Origin of the sequence: Campylobacter concisus, assembly GCF_002913865.1 — a bacterium.
Classification (GTDB): domain Bacteria; phylum Campylobacterota; class Campylobacteria; order Campylobacterales; family Campylobacteraceae; genus Campylobacter_A; species Campylobacter_A concisus_AM.
Map to the genome: position 1 here is coordinate 1 of NZ_POYX01000097.1, position 23,098 is coordinate 23,098.

At 40.5% G+C, this 23,098-nt stretch carries 27 protein-coding genes; 12 read left to right on the forward strand and 15 right to left on the reverse strand.

All coding sequences use genetic code 11. The features are described 5' to 3' along the window. Positions 1-100 precede the first annotated feature (100 nt). A complete protein-coding gene (gene prfB / locus CYP77_RS06385) occupies positions 101-1,201 on the forward strand; it encodes a peptide chain release factor 2 (RefSeq protein WP_103567362.1) in 1,101 nt (366 codons plus the stop codon). A gap of 400 nt (positions 1,202-1,601) precedes the next feature. On the opposite strand, the gene CYP77_RS06395 is transcribed toward prfB, so the two are convergent. Continuing rightward, complete coding sequence (locus tag CYP77_RS06395) at positions 1,602-2,153, reverse strand: tetratricopeptide repeat protein (RefSeq protein WP_103567360.1); 552 nt, start codon at positions 2,151-2,153, stop codon at positions 1,602-1,604. Between the two features lie 77 nt (positions 2,154-2,230). Here CYP77_RS06395 and CYP77_RS06405 point away from each other — a divergent pair, with 77 nt between their 5' ends. Genes CYP77_RS06405 through CYP77_RS06420 form a run of 4 tightly spaced genes read left to right on the forward strand, consistent with a single transcriptional unit; the run spans position 2,231 to position 5,191 of the window. Further along, complete coding sequence (locus CYP77_RS06405) at positions 2,231-2,548, forward strand: hypothetical protein (protein WP_012139947.1); 318 nt, start codon at positions 2,231-2,233, stop codon at positions 2,546-2,548. After that, positions 2,545-3,885 carry a dihydrolipoyl dehydrogenase family protein gene (locus CYP77_RS06410; protein ID WP_103567358.1) on the forward strand — a complete coding sequence of 447 codons (1,341 nt, stop codon included), beginning with the start codon at positions 2,545-2,547 and terminating at the stop codon, positions 3,883-3,885. The genes CYP77_RS06405 and CYP77_RS06410 overlap by 4 nt, the downstream gene beginning before the upstream one ends. Positions 3,886-3,895: 10 nt before the next feature. Beyond that, entirely contained in the window at positions 3,896-4,555 is a 660-nt protein-coding gene (locus CYP77_RS06415; protein WP_002941997.1) for a tetratricopeptide repeat protein, read from the forward strand. Between the two features lie 12 nt (positions 4,556-4,567). Beyond that, positions 4,568-5,191 carry a tetratricopeptide repeat protein gene (locus tag CYP77_RS06420; RefSeq protein WP_103567357.1) on the forward strand — a complete coding sequence of 208 codons (624 nt, stop codon included), beginning with the start codon at positions 4,568-4,570 and terminating at the stop codon, positions 5,189-5,191. Between the two features lie 166 nt (positions 5,192-5,357). Here the strand turns inward: CYP77_RS06420 and CYP77_RS06425 are convergent, their stop codons facing one another. The 8 genes from CYP77_RS06425 to CYP77_RS06460 all read right to left on the reverse strand — a co-directional run bounded on the left by CYP77_RS06425 (position 5,358) and on the right by CYP77_RS06460 (position 10,574). Then, positions 5,358-5,549, reverse strand: a complete 192-nt coding sequence (locus tag CYP77_RS06425) for a hypothetical protein (RefSeq protein WP_103567356.1) — start codon at positions 5,547-5,549, stop codon at positions 5,358-5,360. 173 nt (positions 5,550-5,722) lie between these two features. Then, positions 5,723-6,259, reverse strand: coding sequence for a hypothetical protein (locus CYP77_RS06430; RefSeq protein WP_002942078.1), 537 nt, complete (start codon positions 6,257-6,259; stop codon positions 5,723-5,725). Beyond that, the gene (locus CYP77_RS06435; protein ID WP_103567355.1) at positions 6,252-6,773 is read right to left on the reverse strand and encodes a hypothetical protein; all 522 of its coding nucleotides are present in this window, start codon (positions 6,771-6,773) and stop codon (positions 6,252-6,254) included. The genes CYP77_RS06430 and CYP77_RS06435 overlap by 8 nt, the downstream gene beginning before the upstream one ends. Beyond that, entirely contained in the window at positions 6,770-7,774 is a 1,005-nt protein-coding gene (locus tag CYP77_RS06440) for a hypothetical protein (RefSeq protein ID WP_103567354.1), read from the reverse strand. Before CYP77_RS06440 ends, CYP77_RS06435 begins: the two co-directional genes overlap by 4 nt. 60 nt (positions 7,775-7,834) lie before the next feature. Then, positions 7,835-8,290, reverse strand: coding sequence for a hypothetical protein (locus CYP77_RS06445; protein ID WP_181001955.1), 456 nt, complete (start codon positions 8,288-8,290; stop codon positions 7,835-7,837). Next, positions 8,271-9,050, reverse strand: coding sequence for a lysophospholipid acyltransferase family protein (locus CYP77_RS06450; protein WP_103567353.1), 780 nt, complete (start codon positions 9,048-9,050; stop codon positions 8,271-8,273). The genes CYP77_RS06445 and CYP77_RS06450 overlap by 20 nt, the downstream gene beginning before the upstream one ends. Beyond that, on the reverse strand, positions 9,031-10,332 hold the full coding sequence (miaB, locus tag CYP77_RS06455; protein ID WP_103567352.1) for a tRNA (N6-isopentenyl adenosine(37)-C2)-methylthiotransferase MiaB: 1,302 nt from the start codon (positions 10,330-10,332) through the stop codon (positions 9,031-9,033). Before miaB ends, CYP77_RS06450 begins: the two co-directional genes overlap by 20 nt. Continuing rightward, entirely contained in the window at positions 10,332-10,574 is a 243-nt protein-coding gene (locus tag CYP77_RS06460; RefSeq protein ID WP_002941786.1) for an HP0268 family nuclease, read from the reverse strand. The genes miaB and CYP77_RS06460 overlap by 1 nt, the downstream gene beginning before the upstream one ends. 172 nt (positions 10,575-10,746) lie before the next feature. On the opposite strand from CYP77_RS06460, the gene nusA reads away from it, so the two are divergent. Beyond that, entirely contained in the window at positions 10,747-11,850 is a 1,104-nt protein-coding gene (gene nusA / locus CYP77_RS06465; RefSeq protein ID WP_103567351.1) for a transcription termination factor NusA, read from the forward strand. Further along, positions 11,850-12,329 carry a GNAT family N-acetyltransferase gene (locus CYP77_RS06470; RefSeq protein ID WP_103567350.1) on the forward strand — a complete coding sequence of 160 codons (480 nt, stop codon included), beginning with the start codon at positions 11,850-11,852 and terminating at the stop codon, positions 12,327-12,329. The genes nusA and CYP77_RS06470 overlap by 1 nt, the downstream gene beginning before the upstream one ends. Positions 12,330-12,377: 48 nt before the next feature. Here the strand turns inward: CYP77_RS06470 and CYP77_RS06475 are convergent, their stop codons facing one another. Beyond that, entirely contained in the window at positions 12,378-12,977 is a 600-nt protein-coding gene (locus tag CYP77_RS06475) for an outer membrane beta-barrel protein (RefSeq protein WP_103567349.1), read from the reverse strand. Between the two features lie 159 nt (positions 12,978-13,136). Here CYP77_RS06475 and CYP77_RS06480 point away from each other — a divergent pair, with 159 nt between their 5' ends. Next, positions 13,137-13,349 carry a transcriptional regulator gene (locus CYP77_RS06480; RefSeq protein WP_002941953.1) on the forward strand — a complete coding sequence of 71 codons (213 nt, stop codon included), beginning with the start codon at positions 13,137-13,139 and terminating at the stop codon, positions 13,347-13,349. Between the two features lie 58 nt (positions 13,350-13,407). On the opposite strand, the gene CYP77_RS06485 is transcribed toward CYP77_RS06480, so the two are convergent. The 4 genes from CYP77_RS06485 to CYP77_RS06500 all read right to left on the reverse strand — a co-directional run bounded on the left by CYP77_RS06485 (position 13,408) and on the right by CYP77_RS06500 (position 17,017). After that, a complete protein-coding gene (locus CYP77_RS06485; protein WP_103567348.1) occupies positions 13,408-13,878 on the reverse strand; it encodes a hypothetical protein in 471 nt (156 codons plus the stop codon). A gap of 151 nt (positions 13,879-14,029) precedes the next feature. Beyond that, the gene (rho, locus tag CYP77_RS06490; RefSeq protein ID WP_103567347.1) at positions 14,030-15,373 is read right to left on the reverse strand and encodes a transcription termination factor Rho; all 1,344 of its coding nucleotides are present in this window, start codon (positions 15,371-15,373) and stop codon (positions 14,030-14,032) included. A 163-nt stretch (positions 15,374-15,536) separates the two neighbouring features. Then, positions 15,537-16,622, reverse strand: a complete 1,086-nt coding sequence (locus tag CYP77_RS06495) for a pyridoxal-phosphate dependent enzyme (RefSeq protein WP_103567346.1) — start codon at positions 16,620-16,622, stop codon at positions 15,537-15,539. A gap of 11 nt (positions 16,623-16,633) precedes the next feature. Then, complete coding sequence (locus CYP77_RS06500; protein ID WP_103567345.1) at positions 16,634-17,017, reverse strand: RidA family protein; 384 nt, start codon at positions 17,015-17,017, stop codon at positions 16,634-16,636. Positions 17,018-17,163: 146 nt separating this feature from the next. Here CYP77_RS06500 and CYP77_RS06505 point away from each other — a divergent pair, with 146 nt between their 5' ends. The 3 genes from CYP77_RS06505 to ccoS are packed head-to-tail and all read left to right on the forward strand — an operon-like array spanning position 17,164 to position 20,428. After that, the gene (locus tag CYP77_RS06505) at positions 17,164-17,784 is read left to right on the forward strand and encodes a helix-turn-helix transcriptional regulator (protein ID WP_103567344.1); all 621 of its coding nucleotides are present in this window, start codon (positions 17,164-17,166) and stop codon (positions 17,782-17,784) included. After that, positions 17,781-20,159, forward strand: a complete 2,379-nt coding sequence (locus tag CYP77_RS06510) for a heavy metal translocating P-type ATPase (protein WP_103567343.1) — start codon at positions 17,781-17,783, stop codon at positions 20,157-20,159. The genes CYP77_RS06505 and CYP77_RS06510 overlap by 4 nt, the downstream gene beginning before the upstream one ends. Beyond that, complete coding sequence (ccoS, locus tag CYP77_RS06515) at positions 20,159-20,428, forward strand: cbb3-type cytochrome oxidase assembly protein CcoS (RefSeq protein WP_103567342.1); 270 nt, start codon at positions 20,159-20,161, stop codon at positions 20,426-20,428. The genes CYP77_RS06510 and ccoS overlap by 1 nt, the downstream gene beginning before the upstream one ends. Here the strand turns inward: ccoS and CYP77_RS06520 are convergent. Continuing rightward, positions 20,363-20,971: a LysE/ArgO family amino acid transporter gene (locus CYP77_RS06520; RefSeq protein WP_258032398.1), complete on the reverse strand. Its 609-nt coding sequence runs from the start codon at positions 20,969-20,971 to the stop codon at positions 20,363-20,365. The two genes, ccoS and CYP77_RS06520, sit on opposite strands and share 66 nt — an antisense overlap. Positions 20,972-21,088: 117 nt before the next feature. On the opposite strand from CYP77_RS06520, the gene CYP77_RS06525 reads away from it, so the two are divergent. After that, on the forward strand, positions 21,089-22,741 hold the full coding sequence (locus tag CYP77_RS06525; RefSeq protein WP_103567340.1) for a DNA polymerase III subunit gamma/tau: 1,653 nt from the start codon (positions 21,089-21,091) through the stop codon (positions 22,739-22,741). The last annotated feature ends 357 nt before the right edge of the window (positions 22,742-23,098 follow it).

Genomic DNA, 23,098 nt, shown 5'->3' on the forward strand with positions numbered 1-23,098 from the left:
ATTTTAACTTGGCATTGTAACAAAAAAGGATTAAAAGGGCGTAAATTTAAAAATGTAAGCAACTTTTGGCTAAAATCGGCAAAAATTTATGGAGAAAAACTTGGATAGTTACGAATACAACGAGCTTTTAAAGAAGCTACAAACAAAAGTTGAAAACATAGGCTCTATCGTAAAGCCTGATGATATCAAGGCCAGGCTAAAAGAGATCGAGGCGACCGAACAAGACCCTAGCTTTTGGCAAGATATCGCAAGAGCTGGGGCATTAAATAAAGAAAAGACAAAAATTTCAAACATGCTTGCTAAATTTAGCGACGCTCACCAAGCAGTTAGCGACGCAAAGGAGCTCTTTGAGCTAGCAAATTCTGAAAATGATGAGGAGACTATAAATTCTTTATTTGAAGATGCTAAAAATTTAGATGAAAAGATAGTAAATTTAGAAATTTCCATGCTTTTAAGTGGCGAGGATGACGGCAAAAACGCGATCGTATCGATCCACCCTGGAGCTGGCGGCACTGAGAGCAACGACTGGGCGAGCATGCTTTATAGGATGTATCTTAGATTTTGTGAGCGTGAGGGCTTTAAGGTCGAGACTTTGGACTTTCAAGAGGGCGAAGAGGCTGGACTAAAGGATGTGAGCTTTATCGTAAAAGGTGAAAATGCCTATGGATATTTTAAAGCAGAAAATGGCATCCACAGGCTCGTTCGTACAAGCCCATTTGATAGCGCAGGACGTCGCCACACGAGCTTTTCTAGCGTTATGGTAAGCCCTGAAGTAGATGATGATATAGAGATCGAGATCGAAGAGAAAGATCTAAAGATAGACACTTATAGAGCTAGTGGCGCAGGCGGTCAGCACGTAAATAAAACAGAATCAGCCATCCGTATCACGCACATACCAACTGGCATCGTCGTGCAGTGCCAAAACGACCGCAGTCAGCACAAAAACAGAGCCACAGCGATGAAAATGCTAAAGTCGCGCCTTTACGAGCTTGAGCTGATGAAGCAACAAGAGGCGAGCAACAGCGTCGAAAAGAGCGAGATCGGCTGGGGGCACCAGATAAGATCATACGTGCTTTTCCCATATCAGCAGGTTAAAGACAACCGCAGCGGCGAGGCATACTCACAAACTGACGCGATACTTGATGGGGATATTAAAAAGATGATAGAGGGCGTCTTGATCGCTCAAAAGGCTGAGGCGTAGGAACTAAAATATAGCTAGCTGTTAAATTTGTACGTTAAAATGCTTTAGGCTATTCAAAAAAAGATAATTTCAAAAATTAGATGAAGCCAAAGAGCGCTTAGGCATGCTAAAATTTTGGCTCGGGATTTTTGTTACAATTTTGGTTGGTCTTATTAGTTGGATTTTTACCCACTATAAGGACTATGTCGATAAGCTAGAATTTTATAGTGTTTGCATGTGCGCAGCTCTTTTATTGATTTTGATATTGCTTGGCAATGCAAAGTCCAAAAAGATACTAAAAGAGATAAAAGATTTAAAAAAATAAAGGATAAAAATGGGAATTTTTGTATCTGTTCTTATGATAGCAAGTGTGATTTTGATCGGATATTCAGCTCTAAATTCTGTTGAAACTAATTAAGAGCTAAAATTTCATCTCTTTTAGCTTCGTGCAGGCTTCTTCTTTTCCGTGATAGCAAGCCTCATCAAGATAAATTCTAGCTTTTTTATAGTCATTTTTGCCAAGATATATAAGCCCTAGATCATAGCTGGCCTCGCTTGAGCCAAGGCTTGTGGCTTTTTCATAAAAATATATCGCTTTTTCTAAATTTTTATTGACCCCAAGGCCGTACTCATAGATATATCCAGCGCTTCTAAGACCATCTATGTTGCCGTATCTGCCAGCTGTCTCAAACCAAAAAAGCGCCCTTAAGATATCCTTACTAAAGCCTTTGCCGTCACGAAAACAAACGCCAGTTTGCTGCATGGCTAGGACGTTGCCATCTTTTGCGTAGTCGTAAAATCTCTTGCAAGCCTTTGGGTAGTTGCCCTCGTTATATAGATAGATGGCGTCTGCTATCTGCTCTACTTCAGGATCAAGTGGTGGCTCGCTAAGACCTAAATTTTGCGAAATTTGATCTGCAGAACAGCCCCAAAATAGCAAAATGTTAAATAGAAAAATGATAAATTTTTTCATATTTGTCCTTGAAAATTTAGGCGATTTTATCGAATTTTATCTTATAATGATCGCAAATTTAAGCAAAAAGGAACGATATGGATCATAACGCACTTTTGACACAGCTTGGCTACAACATAGATGAAACGACCACTGAGCATATGCGTAGAATTTTAAATAACACTGACGGCCTTTTGCCAAAGAGTGTGATCGAGCTAAACGATCATCTAAAGCCGCACCTTTGCTTTGTAGCGATGAGCGGGAGTGAGGATAGGCTAAAGATAAAAAACGTCGCAACCGTCAAAGAGATAAAAGAGCGGGTTGATGAGATCATCAAAAGCTGGGCAAATAAATACAAAATGGATATCAAAAAGATAAACGAAACTACATACTACATAATAGGAAAAATTAAATGAAATATGACATTGTTATTATTGGATTTGGTAAGGCTGGCAAGACGCTAGCTGTAAAGGCTGCTGCGCTTGGCAAAAAGGTCGCGCTAATCGAGAGATCGCCAAAGATGTATGGTGGCACTTGCATAAACGTGGGCTGCATACCAACAAAACGTCTAATCACAGCTGCAAAAGAGGCGATATATGCAGATAATAGCGTTGAAAACGAGTATTACACGCTTAGCATCGAAAACAAAAATAAGCTAATCTCAGCTTTAAATTCTAAAAACTATGCGATGCTAAATGATAAAGAAAATATCGACGTGATCGATGGCGTTGGCTCGTTTAAAGATAAAAATAGCGTCCTAGTTACAACCTCAAACGGCGAGCAAAAAGTCGTTGAAGGTGAGTTTATCATCATAAATACCGGCTCAAAAGAGGCGTATGCGCCATTTGGGATAACAAACTCAAACGTCTTTTCAAGTAAAACCTTGCTCGATCTAAAAACTATGCCAAAGCATCTTGTCATCGTTGGCAGCGGATTTATCGGCATCGAGTTTGCATCGATGTTTGCAAATTTTGGCTCAAAAGTGACCATCGTCGGACGCTCACCACTTCTAAAAAACGAAGATGAAGATATAGCTAAAAGCGTAAAAGATGCGCTAAGCGTGCAAGGCATCGAAATTTTAGAGGGTTGCGAGATAGAGAGCTTAAAAGACAATGCGCTAAATTTCAAACAAGATGGTGAAGATAGGCTCATCAAAGCTGATGCGTTTTTAGTAGCGCTTGGCAGAGTGGCAAATTTAGATGATCTAAATTTAAAAGCAGCTGGCGTCGAGCTAAACGAAAAAGGCTTTATAAAGACAAATGAGCGCCTTCAAACAAATGTGTCAAACATCTACGCAGTGGGCGATGTGCGCGGCGGAGAGCTTTTTACCTACACTAGTTTGGATGATTTTAGGATAGTTTTCTCGCAAATTTTTGGTGACAAAAAACGCACCACACAAAACAGAAGCATCCATGCAAACGTGCTATTTACCGACACTCCGCTAGCAAGAGTTGGCGTAAATGCAAAAGAAGCTAGCAAGCTTGGGTTAAATTTCAAGGAGCTAAAACTTAGCATGGCAGCAGTGCCAGGAGCAAAGGTGCTAAACCACGATGTGGGCATGCTAAAAGCGATCGTTGAAGCTAGTAGTGGCGAAATTTTGGGGGCTAGCTTTCACTGCATCTACGCAAATGAGATCATAAATGAGATCGCGATCGCTATGAATTTAAAAGCAGATGCAAATTTCTTTAAAAACCAAATTTTCACTCATCCAAGCATCAGCGAAGCCCTAAATGACTTGTTTGGACAATACTAAAAGGATAAAAATGAAAAAATATCTACTACTTTTAACTGCTCTATTTTTCACAGGCTGCTTAAACGTGATCGGCATCGGAGAGACGCCAAAGCAAGATGACTCGTGGCAACAGCCAAAGGACGAAAAGGTGGTGCAAAACAAAGAGCAAATTTCAAAAAATGCGATCGATCTTTTAACACCAAAGTGCGAGAGCGGCGATGCTGAAGCTTGCAACGACTTGGGCGTAAATTTTGAGCTTATGAAAGAGTATGACAATGCCTACGCAAACTACAAAAAGGCTTGCGATGCGAAAGTGCAGCTTGCTTGCTCAAACCTTGGCACGCTCTATGAAAACGGCCTTGGCGTGAAAAAAGATCCAAAAAAAGCGGTCGAAATTTACAAAGATAGCTGCAATAGTGGCGGTGTGCAAGCTTGCTATCATCTAGGCAACGCCTACCGCAAGGGCGAGATCGTAAAACAAGACTACTATCTAGCGATGGAGGCCTACACAAACGCTTGCAACGCTGGAGATCTGCCAAGCTGCGCAAATATCGGCGCGATGTATGAGCTAGGTCTTGGCATGAACAAGGACGAAAAGAGAGCTTATGGAATTTACAAAGTCGCTTGCTTTCGTGGTCTAAACAAGGCGTGCCCACAGATGAAAAGACTAGGCGCAAAGCTTGGCATGTAAGCAGGAAAATAAGTGAAAAAAGTTTTAAATTTTGGGCTTATCGTAGTTGCTAGCTTTATGCTAAGTGGCTGCTGGTCGTGGCAAAAGATGGTGAGCTTTGGCTTTTGGCAAAGTGATGAGGAGGCTAGGGCGGAGCGTCTTGAGCTTGAAAAAGAGAAAATGGTGCAAAACTGCGAGAGCGGAAATAGCATCGACTGCAACAACCTAGCTGTAAATTTTAGCAACGAAAAGGACTTCGTAAAGGCAAAAGGCTACTACGAAAGGGCTTGCAATGCTGGGCTTGCGACGGCGTGCTCAAATTTAGGTCAAATTTATGAGCAAGGGCTAGTTGATGAGCAAAAAGATATCGAAAAGGCTCTAAAGCTTTATAAACTAGCTTGCGATAGTGGCGACGGCGTTGGCTGCTATAACGAGGCAATGGGACTAAAATCCTACATCGAAAGCGAAAATTTAAAAACTCATAAGATAGATAGAACCAAGGCTGAGGCCAGGGTGCTAAGGCTTTTGGCAAAGAGCTGCGAGCTTGAGTATGCGCAGTCTTGCTTCTTGCTTGTAAAGCTAAGTGGCGATGAAACAAAGGCAGACGCACTTTACAAAAGAGCCTGCCAACTTGGCAAATGCGTGGATAAAAGGTAAGAATTTGTGTAGCTTAAATTTATAAAAGCTACACAAAGTTAAATTTAGCTTGCTCTGCTAAGTTTATATCCTACACCTGAGATGTTTTTGATGAGGTCGGTGTCCGTTTTTGCCCTTATTTTTTGATAGTCATTCTAAGAGCTTCGTTACTCATCGACTTCTCGCTCTAGACGTAGTTTTCTATCACTTCGTAACTCACTACTTTTTCTATATTACTCACAAGTAAAAAGAAGGGTTTTGCCTCATTTTTTGGCATCTGCACCTCTTCGCCATTTTTAAAAAGATGCTTACACTTCATATCGTATTCATAAATTTCTTTAAATTTGATCCTATTTTCAAAAAGGTCTTTTGTTGCCATTATGATCGTAGTTTGAAGCTCTTTATATAGTTTTATAACCTTGCTTTGTGCGCCAGAGCCTGCGTGTAAGAGCTTGTTTGGTGTGGTGGTGGCTCTAGCTAGTTTTTATATCCATGCCTTTGTTGAGGGCACAGCAATTTTAAATTTGATGCGGAGAAATTTATCAAACTTGGTTACTTCAGTCCAAAAACTTTTATGTTAAAGGTCGTGTGGATCTTGTCGTTTTCGCCCTTCATGACGATAGGAAATTCGGCTTTTATGATGCTATCGTAGCTGCTAAGTGCGTCTAAAAAGTCATAAAATTTCTGCGGGGTTTTAAGTGAGCTGGTGACATTTAGGCGGTATCTAAAGAACTTCTCGGTTGCGTTATTTTCACCTTCTTCTATCTTGCTAAGGCTTACCTCGCTAAAAAATTGCGATGCGAAATTTATAAATTTATCCTTATCAAAAGCTGTATCATAGGCCAAGATGATAGCACCATCTTTTTGTCTTGTCGCTTCAAGCGCTTTAAATTTAGCTTCAAATTCGTTTTTTACCTTCGTATATGATGAGGTTTGCGAGTAGTTTTGCCTTGAGAGGCTTTTAAATTCTTTTATATTTGGCACGATAAAGCCAAATATCATAATGAAGCAAACTATGATAAAAGCAAATATAAAAAGTAAAAGCTTTACAGGGTCGATTTTTTCTAAGCTCGTATCTTTTTTACTCATTATATCCCTCAGAATTATCAATCTTATTTGTGCTTATAAAGCCGTACCAGCCGTTTTTGCTCTGATAAAAGCTTGTATTTGACGTGGTGAAAATCGACCTTAGCGGCGACGCTAAAAGCTGGTTAAAGACATCCTTTGTTGGCGTTATGCCGCGGATGATGAGCGAGTTTTTATCCATAAAGACCTCTTCAAGCGTGATGCTATCAGGTACAAGGTCAAAAAGGTTATGCAGGCTTTGCTTTAGGATAGAATTTGACGTGAAAATATCATTTGCTGAGTCTATCTGTACGCCAAGTTTGGCTGAAATTTCATCAGTAGTGACTATCTTTTGACTAAGCTCTTTTTGCTCGTTTGCTAGAAATTCTATATTTTTCTTGGTTGAGTAGTTTTTATAAACGATGAAGAAATTTGCCACCAAAAGCACCACAAAAACAAAGCCAATAAGGCTTAGCCAGAGCTTACTAAAGATAGATAGAAGCGGTCTTGGTTCTGGAGTGATGAAGCTAAATTTCATAGTGTTATCTCTTCTTGCATGATCTCATTCATGATGTGATTTGTGTTGATCGGATAGGCCGAAGTCTCCACAAACAGCTCAGACTGCAGGTATTGTAAAAATGTAGCGCTTGTCTTTGTGTTTTCAAAAACGATGATCTGCTCGATAAAATCGCCGCCATAGATTGGATTTTCATAAAATTCTTTCATAGCCTTTGCAATGTAGTCAAACATCTTCATATCGCGCCCAAAGATCGCCACTGACTTCTCGACATTGGTCGAAGCTGGCATGTTTAGCTCGTAGTTTAGATCTTCAAATTCTTTTGGCTTATCGTCGCTTAAGAAATCATCCAAACTCTTGAAATCATCAAGCGCCGTTGCACCATCTTCTTCTTTGACGATGAGATTGTCGATGTCTGTTATATCCTCTTCTTTTAGGCTTTCGATCTCTTCGTTGCCCTCTTCAGCGTCACTCATATTTAAAAACGTAGAGAGCTTCATCTGCTTGTCTTTAAATATCGCAAGTGCAAAAGAGTGCGAGTGGATGTAGAGATATAGCGTGGTTTTTGGCGAAATTCCACGCTTTAAAAGCTCGTGAAAGAGCAGGGCGATAGGCGAGTAGATAAGATCGACGCTACCTTGTCCAAAGAGGTTTTTATATCTTCTTATAGCATTTAAATTTGCATATATGCTCCAGCTATCTTGCATCACAAGGCTGGTTAAATTTTGTGTGTTGATGTTAAATTTTTTATACTCGTCAAAGTTAGCAGTAGGCAGCGCACCTTGTGAGTCGTCGTTAAAAAAGAGCGAAACATAGACGCCAAAATAGGCCTTCTCTTGCTCTTCTATGTATTTTATGACCTTTTCATCGACATTTTCGATGCTTATGTCGGTAAATTTAGCATTTGTGGTTTTTATAAGCTTGCCATTTCTAAAGACCTGACCGTAGAAAATGCACTCATTGCCCTCGATCACGACGCTTAAGAAAAGGTTTGAAAAAAGCTTTTTGATGCTAAAAGACATAACTCTCCTAAATTTAGTGCATTATTTTTGATATGTTAGCTAAAAAGGGATTAAATAACTTTAAAACAGCTCATTTTTGAGCTTAACAAAAATCTCTTTTGTGCTTAGTGCTTCGTCTTTTAGGGCGTTATCAAGCAGTGCAGAATTTCTTAAGCTTTCAAAATCCTCTATCATCACATCACACATCATTTTGATACGCTCATTATCAGCCTTACTAACGCCACTTTGGCTCATTTTTTTGATGCGCTCCACATACTCTTTGCCATTTTTTATGTATGAGCTAAATTTTATCGCTGCCTTGCTTTGATTAAGCGTGGTGGCGGCCATTTTGTTGTAAGCATCAAGATCAAGAGCTTTTTGGCTTAAATTTATAGCCTTTTCATACTCTTTGCTCTTGTAGTAAAATTTCGCTTCAAGAGCGAGCTTGTAGGAGTTGTCGCTGTAAAAAAATAGCCCAAACAAGGCTATTATAAAAATGGCTATAAAGATAGAAATTTTATTTTTCATAAATTTCATCCAAAATTTCTCTTATTTCGTCACTTATTTGCGGATTTTTATGCGCATATTTTTTCCACCAAATTTTTAAATTTGATCTAAAGTCCTCTTTGTTTTGCTCTACGCTCTTGCCGCCGTCATTTTGTGAGGCCTGCCAAAGCTCGTTTTGTATCTTCTCTTTTGCCTCTTTTTGCTCTAAATTTGCCACGCTAAAAGGGGCTGAGAGACTAAATTTTATAGTTGAAAATGGCTTTGGAAGTATCATCTTATCCCAGCTTTTAAACTCCCAAAACGAGTTTGCTTCAAAATTTAGAGCATAAATTTCGCAAGATGACTTTTGCGCGATCACTGCAGCTCCGTCTGCCACGCTGTGTCTTGGTCCGCGTGGGCCATCTGGTGTGATGATGACATCGTGACCTTGCTTTATCTCTCTTAGGGCCTCTATAAGTGCCCTTGCACCGCCTTTTGAGCTGCTGCCTCTAATGGTACCGATGCCAAAAAATTTGATTATTTTGGTGATGAGCTCGCCATCTTTGTGGTCGCTTATTATTACCTTGCCTTGTTTTCTGTTTTGTCTGCTCCACCACTGTCTGTAAGCAAAGCTCATAAAGCTAAGCCTGCCGTGCCAAAAGACGACGACGCAGCCATTTTGTGGTAAGAGATTTGGAGTGTAGCTCTTTTTGCAGGTTAGAAAAATGAGCCACATCAAAATGTAGATGAAAAAGACGCCAACATTTAGGGCGACCTTTTCAAAGGTGTTTTTAAATTTGCAGCTCGCCATACAAAACCATTCGTTTTGGATTTGTGATCTTTACTTTTTGCGTAGTGCCAAGAAGCTCTTCGCTGCCATCAACTTGAACTAAAAAGTTGTTAAAACTTCGCCCAGCAACGCCGCCATTTGCCCTTAGCTCTTCAAAATATACATAAAAAATTTTATCTTTTTGCTCCGCCACGATCTCGTCTAAAATTTCGCTGTGGCGATTTTGCAGGCGTGTTAGCCTTTCTGAAGCGGTTTTATCATCTATTTGATTTGTAAAAGTAGCTGCTTTTGTAAGCGGACGAGGTGAATACTTAAAGCTAAAAATTTGCTCAAATCTAACTTGCTCAAGCACGTCCATCGTATCTTCAAATTCATTGTCGCTCTCGCCTGGAAATGCGACGATGATATCAGTTGAGATGCTAACATCTGGGCACATCTTTCTAAGTCTTAGCGCGCGGTCTAAAAACCACTCTTTTGTGTATCCGCGCTTCATCTCGCGCAAAACTTTGGTATTTCCGCTTTGAAGTGGCATGTGCATCGACTTGCAAATTTTTGGGTTATTTGTAAAAATTTCAAGAAATTTATCATCCATGTGAAGCGGGTGCGGACTTGTGAATCTTATCCTCTCAACGCCCTCTATCTCGCTTATCTTCACTAACAGGTCGCTAAAATCGATATTTTCTTGCACACCTGAAAATCTTTTGCCGTAGTTATTGACATTTTGCCCTAGTAAAAATATCTCTTTTGCACCGCTTTTTGCAGCCTTTTCTGCCTCTTTTAAGATGAGGCTTGATGGGATGGAAATTTCATCGCCTCTGGTGTGTGGGACGATGCAGTAGGTGCATTTTTTATCGCAGCCGATTGAGATGTTGATGTGGCTTTTATATGGCGAGCCTCTAAACTCGCCAAATGCGTATTCGCTCTCGTCGTGGTTGATGTCGGTTGAGATAAATTTAGGTGTATTTACCGCCTTTGTGATCTTGCTGACGTTTCTTGCGCCAAGGACAAAATCAACATAAGGCGCGCGCTTGAAAATTTCACTACCCAAATGGCTTGCAGTGCAGCCGCAAACGCCTATCTTTGCACCTCTTTTTTTGGCTTTTTCAAAGGCTCCAACCTCGCTAAAGAGCTTATGCACTGGCTTTTCACGAACCGAGCAGGTATTTATAAGGATTAAATCAGCTTCTTCAATGTTTTGTGTTAAGGAGTAGTCTTCTTTTTGTGAGAGCTCGGCTATGATATGCTCGCTGTCACGAACATTCATAGCACAACCTAGAGTTTGGATAAAGAGTTTTTTACTCATTAAAGTATATGCACTTCATACATATAATCGCTATCATCAAGGCCGTATTTCACGGTTCTGTGATAAACGCTTAGCCCTTTTTCTTCAAAGTGTTCGACTAAGGCGATTAGTTGTTTGTGTGTGTTTTCTTTATCAAAATAGAAAATTTTCTGACCCTCTTTTTCGACAGCTGCCTCTATCTTTTCTAGTGAAATCGTTTTTGGTTTTGCGTCTAATTCGGCTCTTGCAAGTTTTAGCTCCAATTTTAATCCTTTCAAAATCTTAAATTTTAATCGGTCAATATACCCAAATCATCATAAAAAAAGGATTAAATAAAAGTTAATAACAAGCTTAATCTTATTAAAAGTATGGCTTATGTATAATTTCAAAACTTCACGAAAAATCCCCGAAATTTATCGTCACAATGGAGAAAAAATGGAAAGAATATCAGACATTATAGAGTCAATTGCCAATGAGAAAAATTTAGAGATAGAAGATGTAAAAGAGCGCGTCATAAGAGCCTTAATAAACACTGCAAAAAGGGTTTATGGCGAAAATTATGAGTATGACGTGAGCATCGATGCAAATAAAAATTTAAAGCTTTATCAAAAAATTTCAATCGTAGCAAACGACGATGAGAGGCTTGCTGAAGACAATGAGCACTTTTTAAGCTTAAAAGAGGCTAAAAAGATAGATAATGGCGTAGAGATCGGCGACGAGCTCACTTACGAACTAAGCCTTGATAATCTCGGCAGAACAGCCGCCCAAACGCTTCACAAGGAGCTTGAGTATCACATCCAACGCCTAGTCGAAGAGAAAATTTTACAAAAATATAACGAGATGAGCGGCCACATGGTATTTGGTCCGGTTGTTAGGGTTGATAACGACGAAAACACCTTTATTGAGATAGATGAGCTTCGTGCCATCTTGCCACGTAAAAACCGCATAAAAGGTGAGAAATTTAAAGTAGGCGATGTGGTAAAAGCGGTCATTAGAAAAGTTTTTACAGATAAAAATTTAGGCATAAAGGTCGAGCTTTCAAGGACTTCGCCTAAATTTCTTGAGGCGCTGCTAACTTCAGAGGTGCCAGAGATAAAAGATGGCGGCATCATCATTCAAGGAAGTGCAAGGATCCCTGGTGAAAGAGCTAAAGTAGCGCTCATCTCGACCACTCCAAATATCGATCCAGTCGGCGCAACGGTCGGCACAAAGGGAGTTAGGATAAATGCCGTAAGCAAAGAGCTTCATGGCGAGAGCATTGATGCGATAGAATACACCACCGAGCCAGCGATCTTGGTAGCTCGCGCTATGGCACCTGCGATCATCACATCTGTAAAGATCGAAGAAAACAAGGCGATCGTGACACTTGCAAGCGAGCAAAAGAGCAAGGCTATCGGCAAAAATGGCATAAATATCCGCCTAGCAAGCATGCTAACTGGCTATGAGATCGAGCTAAACGAGCTTGGCTCGAAAACTAGCAGCAGCGGCGAAAATGGCGGAATGGTCAAGGATCTAAAAGCACTCTTTGGTGACAACTAATGAAATTTGAAATAAGAAAAGCGACTAGAGGCGATATAGACGTGATCTGTGAGCTTGTAAGAGAGCTTGCAGCTTACGAAAAAATGAGCGATCAAGTCACTTTTACAAATGAAATTTTTGCAGACTCTATCTTTAATAAAAATTACGCAAAAGCCCTTATCTGTGAGAGTGAGGGCAGGGTGATAGGATATGCTATCTATTTTTACACGTTTTCCACATTTTTAGGGCTTGGCGGTATCTATCTTGAGGATATTTATGTCAAAAAAGAGTTTAGAAATCAAGGCATCGGCAAGGCATTCTTTAAATTTCTAGCTCAAATTTGTAAGGATGAAAATTTAAAAAGGCTTGAGTGGTGCTGCCTAAACTGGAATGAGCCAAGCATCAAATTTTATGAAAGCATGGGCGCTAAAAACCAATCTCTTGAGTGGAGAACCTACCGCTTAGACGGCGAAAATTTAGAAAAGCTGGTAAATTTATAGTTTCTAATAAAAGCTCAAATTTGCTTTGAAATTTGAGCTTGCTGGTGATTAAAATTTATATGTATATCCCATATAAAGACCGATGTTTGTCTCTTTTATTTTTGCATTATCATATTTTGCTATAGAGCGATATTTTGTTCTATCAGCTTTTAGACCAAACTCAATCGCATTATTTTCATTTATAGAGTATTCAGCACCAACTTTTGCGCCTAGTATCCAGCCAGTTGCATTGCCTTTTTCAGAGCCATCGTGTGTGTCAAACACATCCATTTTAAGTTTTGAAAAACCAGTATAGCCACCAAGAACTAGTTTTAGATCTTTTGCTACGCTTGGAGTATAGTCGGCTCCAACTATAAATTTATGAGTTTTCCATTTTATTATTGTGCCATCTTCGTCGCCAAGTGACTTTTTGGCTTGAAAGTCATATATGTAAGCACCATAAACTCTAGCCACATCAAAGTCATAACCAGCTTTTATACCAAGACCTGGCTGTGCTTTTTTAGCTTTTGATTTGCCATTGTCGCTTTTTGCTGTTAAATTTGAATTAAAAGAATAGTCTCCTTCAACTCCAACAAAGGCTCCTTGCGCTAAAGCAACGGCACTAGCTAGGCTTAAACCTAAAGCAACTTTTAAAACTACATTTTTCATTTTTACTCCTTATTTAAAAAATGTTACGCGGCTATTTTAAGTTTTCTTATATTAAATAAAGTTTAAATATTCAATGAAATTAATAAAAAACATAAAATAATTCAATTGTTTTCTTATCAGAATAAAATTTATAAAATCACTCAAAAAAAGGAGTGTAAAGTGGCTAAGATGACAAAACGTGATATGGCTTATCATTTAGACGTTGATGTCGCGACGCTTTACAACTGGCGAAAACACAAGCCAAACCTTTATCGTATCGTGATGCTTGGATTTAAATTTGATGAGCTTATAGAACAGAGCAAGAAGACTTGCAACGAGCTTTGTGAATATGAAAATTTAATCAATCAAGACATAGAAAAATTTAGTAAGTGACGTATAAATTTAAAGTGAGATGACGTAAGTTTTTAAAAGGTGGTTAGCCCACCTTTTGTTATTTTATCGGAGTTAGTTCTGTATCTTTATGGCTTAGTTTTATTTCCTCGCCTTTTATACATCTTGGATTTAGTGTTTCTAATGTTGCCAAAAATTCTGTCGCATTTTCGTCACCTATCTCTCCATATTTTTGTTCACCGTAATAATAAGGTGTCCCTTTTGCTATGCTATTTTTTATAACCTTGTAATCGTCTGATTCTTTTTCATTAAATTTATCTAGATCAACCTTTGTATCTTTATCTACTATCAGATAACCTTTTCCATTTTCTTCTAGTCTTGATTGGTCCTTTATATAGTCGTATTTGGTCGTATAGCTTACCCTTTTATAGACTTTCACTTCACCTTTAAAGTGCTTGATACTACCCATATCAGCTTTGCAAATTTCAGCCAAAGTTGTTGGCTCACCACATCCAGTTAGAGCAAGAGCAAGCATTGCTGTAATACCTGAAAGAACGACTTTTGTTTTCATATTTTTCCTTTTTGTAGAAGTTAGAAATTCGGATTTTACAAAAAAATAAAACTGAAAAATTTAAATTAGTATAACTATGAAAGATTTATTGAGAAATTTGATGTAAAAAAGAAATTTGAGCTCAAAGCAAGCGCTTCAAGCTCAGTTAAATTTATTCGTTTAGGATAGAGAGAAGCTCTTTGTTGTCTTTTGTTTTTAGCATCTTTGCGTATAAGAATTTAAGCGCTTCGACATCGTCCATAGTAGCGATCGCAGAGCGAATAGCCCAAATTTTTTGAAGCTCATCAGGCTTTTGAAGTAGCTCTTCTTTTCTGGTGCCTGATTTTAGCACGTTGATAGCTGGGTAAATTCTGCGGTCTGAGATGTTGCGATCAAGCACGATCTCGCTGTTTCCAGTTCCTTTAAACTCTTCAAATATCACTTCGTCCATACGTGAGCCAGTGTCAATTAGCGCAGTTGCGATGATGGTTAGAGAGCCGCCGTGCTCGATGTTTCTAGCTGCGCCAAAGAAGCGTTTTGGCTTGTGAAGTGCGTTTGCATCCACGCCACCTGTTAGCACCTTGCCGCTTGGCGGAGTAACTGTGTTGTAGGCACGTGCTAGACGGGTTATACTATCAAGCAAGATGATGACATTTTTGCCCATCTCAACTAGACGTTTTGCCTTTTCGATGACAAGCTCTGCCACGCGGACGTGGTTAAGCGCTGGCAGGTCAAATGTCGAGCTAAATACCTCGCCTTTTACGCAGCGCTGCATATCGGTAACCTCTTCTGGTCTCTCATCGACTAGAAGCACCATGAGCTGGGCTTCTGGGTGATTTTTGGCGATGCCGTGAGCCAGCTCTTTCATAAGCTCTGTTTTACCGCTTCTTGGAGGTGCAACGATGAGGCCACGCTGACCCTTGCCAATAGGCGTGAAAAGGTCGAGCACACGGCCCGTTAGCTTCATCGGATCATACTCTAAATTTAGCTTTTCGGTTGGGAAAAGAGGGGTTAGGTTGTCAAAAAGTGGCCTCTCTTTTGCGTCTGCTAGAGGCATATAATTTACCGCTTCGATCTTTAAAAGAGCGTAGTATTTCTCCTGATCTTTTGGCTCTCTAACTTGTCCTGTGATGATGTCGCCCACACGAAGTGCAAATTTGCGGATTTGAGAGTTTGAAACATAAGCGTCGTTTGAGCTGTCGCTTAAATTTGCATCAACAGCCCTTAAAAAGCCGTAGCCTTCGTTTGTGATCTCTAAAATTCCAGTAAATAGTATAAAGCCGCCTTGTTTTGTCTGGGTTTTTAGTATCTCAAATATCAAATCCTGCCTGCGAAATTCGCGTGGATTTTCGACGCCAACGCCATTTGCGATCTGCACTAGCTCGTCTAAGCTAAGCGTTCTTAGCTCTTCGATCTTGTGTCCGTCGACTGGTACGTGGGTTCTTGATGCTTGATGTTTTTTTGTAGTTTTTGTGTTTTGAGCAGCACTTTGCTCGGTTTGGTTGTTGTTTTCCATTTTTCCTCTTTAAATGCGGGGATAAGATTGCAGAATTCTGGGCTTCAAAAGTTTTTTGAAAGTTTTGGCATTTTATAAAAATAAAACTTTGTTGTCAAGAAATGCCACAACCAAAGTCGCTAAAATAGGCAAATTTGCAGGCAAAATGACCTGCAAATTTATCTTAATGCTCGCTTTTCAGACCAGCGCCACACATCGAGATGATGCTTTTGCCCTCAAGTTCGTGCGATTTTACGTAGCTTGCGTATGCCGCGTAGATGGCTGCTGTGGTGTGCTCGACGTAAAAGCCAAGGCTTGCTAGGAAATTTCTAGCTGGCTCAATATCATCTTCTTTTATCGTGATCACTTCGCGCTCGCCAGCGTAGTCGCTAGATAAAATTTCAGTGCCACGAGCAGGTTTTGCGATCGCTATGCCCTCAGCCAAAGTTGGCTTAGCTTTTATCGCAACTGGCTCGCTTGTCGCCCCAAGAAACGGCGCGCAATTTTCACTTTGAATGATGAAAATTTTAGGTAGCTTTTTGATCACTCCAGCCTCAAAAAGTTCTTTTAAAGCGATCTCGCAGCCTATTAGCAAGGTGCCGTTGCCAACTGGCAGAAATAAATTTTCAGGGACAAAGCCAAGCTGCTCGTAAATTTCATATATATATGTTTTAGTGCCTTGGTAAAAAAGCGGGTTAAAGACGTGGTTTGCGTAAAATATGCCCTCATCTTTTGCCCTTTTTCTGCAAGCATCTGCCGTCTCGTCGCGTGTGCCGTCAAAGACAACCGCCTTTGCGCCGTAGTACTCAAGCATCTTTATCTTTTTCTCGCTTGTGCCTTTTGGGACGTAAATTTCACACTCTATCCCAGCTCTAGCAGCGTATGCAGCGACTGAGTTTCCAGCGTTTCCACTGCTATCTTGCAAGATCTTTTTGATGCCATTGGTTTTACAAAACCAAATAAGCATCACCGCACCCCTATCCTTAAAGGAGAGTGTTGGCATCGCGTAGTCCATTTTAAGATAGAGTGAGTCAACAAATTTTACGCTCTTTGTTAGTCCTTCGCCAAGGCTGATATCGCGCCAAAGATCGTTTTTGATAGGGAAAAATTCGCGATATCTAAAGAGGCTAAACTCGCGCTGATCGATCAAATTTAGATCAAATTTGACTGGTTTAAACTCCAGATCATAAAGCCCGCCACACTCGCACGTAAATATCGCTCTTTCAAATTCTGCACTCTTGCCGCACTTTGAGCAGATAAATTTAGACATTTTTGCTCCTTTTAAAATTTTCTATCAAGTATCGCTGTGGCTTCGATCTCTAGTAGGCAGCCAAAGTGAAGTTTGTTTGTTGGCACTACGACACGAGCTGGTTTGTGCTCGCCAAAAAATAGCGCATACTCGTCATCTATCTCGTCCCAAAAGTCGATATCTGGCGTATAGATGCGGCACATCAAGATGTCATTTCTTGTCGCATTTGCTAGCTTTAGCACATTATCAAGGTTTTTTAAAGCCTGCCTTGTTTGCGCCTTTAGTCCCTCTGGGATCTGCCTAGTCTCAGGATCCATGCTAAGCTGACCTGAGATGTAGAGGATGCCGTTGTGCTCGGTCGCCAAAGAGTAGTGAGCCTTTTTCTTTTTTGAAATTTCGGTTTCATAAATTTTCATATTTTCTCCTTAAAAATTTAAAGGATTATAGATAAAAAATTATTATTACCACTTAAATTTCGTAAATTTTCATAAAAAATTATATTTTTTCTTATCGAGAATTTAAAAATATTTTGGCTAAACTACTCGGTAAAAAAAGGCGCCTTATGCATCCTATTTTAAAGGCATTTATCCCAACGGCAAATCTCATACAAAAAAGCTCGCCATTTGCCTGCGAAGTCGTGCTACACGACCTTTCACACCCGCAGCGCTCAGTCGTCTACGTAGCTGGCGACGTCACTGGCAGAAAGGTCGGACAAAGCTTTGACCACCTTGTAAGCGAGGTCTTAAATAGTAAAAATTTCAAAGACGACTACGTGGCAAACTACTTTTTTACCAAGGACGAAAAGCTGGTGAAGTCTTCAACCGCCTTTATCAGAGACGAGCACGGCGAGATCATCGGGGCGATATGCGTAAATGTCGATGCAAGCGTAGCAAAGAGCCTTTTTGAAATGGCTGGGAATTTCTTAAAGACGAGTGAAAATGAGCCCAAGAGCGAGCAAAATGACGACGTAATGCAGATAGTTTTAAATTTGATCGACAAGATCATCGCCAAAAACGAGGGCAAAAAGCTTAAAAAAGAGCAAAAGCTAGAACTCGTGGGCTTTATGAACGAAAAGGGCATTTTTAACATAAAGGGCGCTATCGAGGTCGTGGCAGCCAAGCTAAACGTCTCAAAGATCACGATATATGGCTATTTAGACCAGCTTAAAAAGAAGCGCCCGTGAAGTGTAGGTGCGCTCACTGCAAGCAAAGCTTTGATGAAAGCGCGATGATAGAGGCTAAAGGCGGGCTTAAGTTTTGTTGCGTTGGCTGCAAGGGCGTCTATGAAATTTTAAATGAAAGCGGCCTTGGCGAGTTTTACGAGAGGCTTGGCAAAAACACGCTAAATCCTGCTAGTAGCGGTGCAAATGTCAAAAATTTAGCGGCAAATTTTAGCGAGCTGGTGACAAAAGAGAGCGAGTTTTCTAAAATTTCACTTATCATTGACGGCATAACCTGCTCAGCGTGCATCTGGCTGCTTGAAAAGGCACTCTTTAGCCTGCCTGGAATTTTGGAGGTAAATATCAACTCGCTTAGCCAAAAGGCGGTTATCGTTTACGATGAGCAAGAGCTTTTAGTGGAGCAGATAATTGAGAAAATTTACACCGTTGGCTACACTCCAAAGGCCTATGCAGCGAGCCAAAAAGAGGACGAGCTGGTCAAAAAAAGGCGAAATTTCTACGCAAAAGCGCTTGTTGGTGTCTTTGCCACGATGAATATCATGTGGCTGGCGATCGCGCAGTATGGCGGCTACTTTAGCGGTATCAGAAGCGACGTGAAGGACCTGCTAAGCTTCGCGCAGTTTGTGCTGGCAACGCCTGTGCTTTTTTATACTGGTAGCGAGTTTTTCAAGGGTGCGAAGATCGCCATTAAAAACGCCTCGCCAAATATGGACCTGCTCGTTATCACGGGGGCTAGCATAACCTATATCTACTCGATTTTTGCGATGCTTACAAGAAGTGGCGAGAGTTATTTTGACTCGGTTGCGATGATCATAACCTTTGTTTTTATCGGTAAATTTTTAGAAATTTTAGGTAAGAAAAAGGCGCTTGAGACTTCAAATTTCTTAAGCGATATGTTGCTTGCAAAAGTGTGCGTTTTAGAGGATGGCAAGGACATTTTAAAAGAGCCAAAGGATGTAAATTTAGGCGAAAAGATCGTGCTAAGAGCTGGCGAGAGAGCGCTGATTGACGGAGTGGTGCTTAGCGGTGAGGCAAGCATCGATAGCTCAAGCTTAACAGGCGAAAGTTTGCCACTTTTGTTAAGCTACGGCGGTGAGGTAAAAAGTGGCGTCGTCTGTCTAAACGGACAGATCGTCTATGAGGCAAGGCAAATTTTTAAAAACTCGTATCTTAATAAGCTTATAAATTTACTCCAAAACGCAGAGCTAAAAAAGCCAAATATCGAGCTAGCAGTCAATAAAATCGCCTCGAAATTCTCTCTTAGTGTGCTTACTCTGGCATTTTTTACATTTTGGTTTTGGTACTTTAAATTTAGCTTTTCAGAAGCGATAGTGACAGCTGTGAGCGTCATCGTCATCGCTTGCCCTTGCGCGCTTGCCCTTGCCACGCCAGTTAGCAGCGTTTGCGCCCTTGGGGTTGCCTTTAAAAACAAGGTGCTTTTTAAGGAGGCTAAATTTTTTGAAAGCCTTGCAAAGTGCGACGTGGCGGTCTTTGACAAGACTGGGACGCTTACAAAGGCCAAATTTGAAGTGAGCGAGTTTTTTATAAAAGAGGGCGTGGATATCGATAAAATTTACTCGCTTTGCCTCATCTCAAACCACCAAATAAGCGTGGCGGTGGCCGAGTTTTTAAAGCAAAAAGGTGCAAAAAAAGTTGAGCTTGAAAATGCAAATTTAAGCGTAGCAAAGGGAGTTAGTGCTGATATCTTGGGTGAGCGTTTTGTGGCTGGGAGCAAGCGCTTTTTGGCTGAAAATGGGGTTAAATTTGAAGAGAGCGAAGAAAATGTGAGCTTTTTTGTGGGCAAGCAGGGCGAGCTGGTGGCTAAATTTTACCTAAAAGATAGCGTAAAGCCTGAGGCAAAGGCGCTTATGAATGAGCTAAAGAGTGCTGGTATGAAGGTGTGTATCCTAAGTGGCGACGTGCAAAATGTTGTAAAAAATGTGGCAGAGGGTCTTGGTGTGAGCGAGTTTAGGGCAGGGATGCTGCCTGATGAAAAGGCTAAATTTATAGCTGGTCTCAAGCAGCAGGGCAAAAACGTGCTGATGGTAGGGGACGGCATAAATGACGCAGCTGCGCTTAGCCTTGCCCACGTGGCCATTTGCATGGGTAGTGGCGCGGCGGTGAGCTTAGAGAAAAGCGACGTTGTGCTACTTGATGATAGCTTGCAAAGCCTAGCAAAAGCGGTGAAAATTTCAAAATTTACCTATAAAACGATAAAGCAAAATTTACTCTTTTGCCTGCTTTATAACGCCCTTAGCCTGCCATTTGCTGTCTGTGGCTACGTCATGCCGCTCTTTGCCGCGCTTTTCATGTCGGCAAGCTCGCTAAGCGTCATACTAAACTCGCTTTTTATAGTTAGAAAATTTAAGGATAAATAGTGGATACAACGACTCTTGCGATGCTTGTTTTTATCTCGGTTTTGATGGGGGCGGCCTTGCTTTTTGGTGTGCTTTGGGGGATAAAAAATAGGCAGTTTGAAGACTACCGTAAATTTTTAGACGGAGCAAATTTGGACGATGAAGACGCGCTAAATGAAGCCTACCAGCTCGAACTTCGCAAAAAAGAGGCGCTAAAAAAGAGGCTAGAAGCTAGCAAAAATGAGCATGAAGGCAAGGGCGAGCATGATGAGGCCGACAAAAAACTCTAAAATTTTCCAAGAGATGGGCCTTGCAAAGATGGACGCTAAAAACCTAGCTAGATAGCCAAGTGCGAAGAAAAAGCAAAATGAGGCAAGGCTAGCCCCCACGCCAAATATCAAATTTTCATCTTTAAATTTAGTAGAAACCGAGCCTATTAGGATCATCGTGTCAAGATAGACATGAGGATTTAACCAAGTAAATGCAAGCGTTAAAAGGATGTTTTTCTTTAAATTTGATCTGGCATAATCGCCGCTCGTATCCATGCTAAGATCCTTAAAAAAGCACGCGTGAAAGCTCTTTAGTGCGTAAAATAGTAAAAATAAAAAGCCACCATATAGGGCGATTTGCTTGATAATGGAGAAATTTTGCACGAGGCTGCCAAGCCCAAAAACTCCTGCAAAGATCAAGGCAGCATCGCTAATAGCGCAAATAAGGCAGATGATAAAGATATTTTCTCTTTTGATGCCCTGTTTTAGCACAAATGCGTTTTGCGCGCCAATGGCCAAAATGAGCGATAAAGAGGTGAAAAATCCAGATATAAATGCTTGCAAATTTATCCTTCTCGCTAAAGTTTGGCTTAAATTTAGCAAAATTTAACTTTATCATAACCATAAATTTATGCCTTTTTTTATAAAATCAGCAAATTAAAATTGCAAAAAGGAAAGCAGTTGCAAGCACTAGCCCTAAAATATCGACCAAAAAATTTTGACGAGCTCATCGGACAAGAAGCCGTAAGCAAGAGCCTAACCCACGCACTTGATGAAAATAGAGTGAGCCATGCTTATTTGTTTTCAGGCCTTAGGGGAAGCGGCAAGACATCGAGCGCTAGGATATTTGCAAAGGCTTTGGTCTGCGAGAAAGGGCCAACTTCTAGGCCTTGCGAGGTCTGTGCGCAGTGCGTGATGGCAAACGAGTCGCGCCACATGGACATCATCGAGATGGACGCAGCCAGCCACAGAAAGATCGACGATATAAGGGAGCTTATAGAGCAGACAAAGTACGCTCCGACGGCTGCTAGATATAAAATTTTCATCATCGACGAAGTGCATATGCTAACAAAAGAGGCGTTTAATGCGCTCTTAAAGACGCTTGAAGAGCCGCCAAGCTACGTTAAATTTATCTTAGCGACTACCGACCCTTTGAAGCTTCCAACGACGGTGCTTTCAAGGACGCAGCATTTTAGATTTAAGCAAATAAGCAGATATGAGATCGTAAAACACCTTGAATTTATCCTTAGCAAAGAGGGCGTGAGCTACGAGAGGGAGGCGCTTGAGATACTTGCAAGAAGCGGCGGCGGCTCGCTAAGAGATACGCTAACGCTACTTGATCAAGCTATCATTTATGGCGCTGGCAATATCACAAAATCAAGCGTGGCAGCGATGCTCGGACTTCTTGATCCAAGTAGGATCGAGCAGATCATCGAGCACATCGCAAATGCCGATAAAAACGCCATAAGAGTGCTAGTAACCGAGCTTGAGACCTATGAGCCAGAGATGATTATAGATGAAATTTTGGCAAATTTGAAGCAGAGATTTTTAGACAATGACCCAAAATTTTCACTCCTTATATATGAGAGATTTTTTAGGATATTGGCGCAGGCAAAGTCGATGTTAAGCGTATCAAGCGACAATGGCTTTGTGCTGATGCTTATGCTTTTTATGATGATAGAGGCGCTAAATTTACAAGATATCGATGAAGCCATAAAGCTTGCTAAGAGCGAGCCTAGCGTGGCTATAGAGCCAAAAACTGGCGTGAGTGAGCAAATTTTAGCCCTAAAAGAAGCGCCAAAGTCGCCATACGAGCAGTTTGTGGCAAAAATTTATGATAGAAGCTTTGAGCTTGGAGAAATTTTTAAAAATCACATAAGTTTTAGTTTTTTAAATGAAAATGAGCTTGGCTTAGTTGTCAATGCAACTGGCGATGAGCTGGCATTTTTCAAAAAAAGCTGGGGCGTAATGCATGAAATTTTACATAAAATTTTTGGTAAAAAGATCAAGATCGTAAATGCTAAAACTCAAATTCCTGCTGCAAAGTCTGAGCCACAAACTAAGCCACAAGATAAATATAGCTACCTTGACGAGGAGATCGCCAAGATAAAGGCTAGGCAGCAAGACGAGCAAAAAGATGAGCCAGTAAGCAAGCCCGAGGTAGCGCCTGAAACTAGCGTAAATGCGCTATCTCAGCCACAAAATGACTTTGCAAAAGAGCTGATGTCGCTAAGTCAGAGCAAAAGCCCAGAGGAGCTTAAAAAGCAAAGAGAAGAGGGCGTGATAAAAGAGGCAAATAGGCTCTTTGGACAGCCTGAAGTGCAAAATAGCTAGGGGTTTGGCTGTTTTGTAAATTTGCTTTATTTAGCGCTTTAAATTTGACTTTTCTGGCGTAAATTTTTAAATAAAAGTGGTCAAATTTAGCTTTTTTATAAATTTATCTGCTGCTATCCTGACTAAATAAAATCTCAAATTTATATTGCAAATTTAAAAGAGCTAGGGCTTGTTAAATTTGAACTTTTAATGAGGCGATAAATTTAAAACTATGGCAAATTTAACCCTTGTTTGCAAAATCAAACTTAGCTCAAATTTTTACCACCGTAGGATTTTGTGTTTTTAATTTTAGATTTTAAATTTGCCTGCTATGGCTATTTTAGATTGTAATTTTACATGCGCTAAGATATGTTAAAT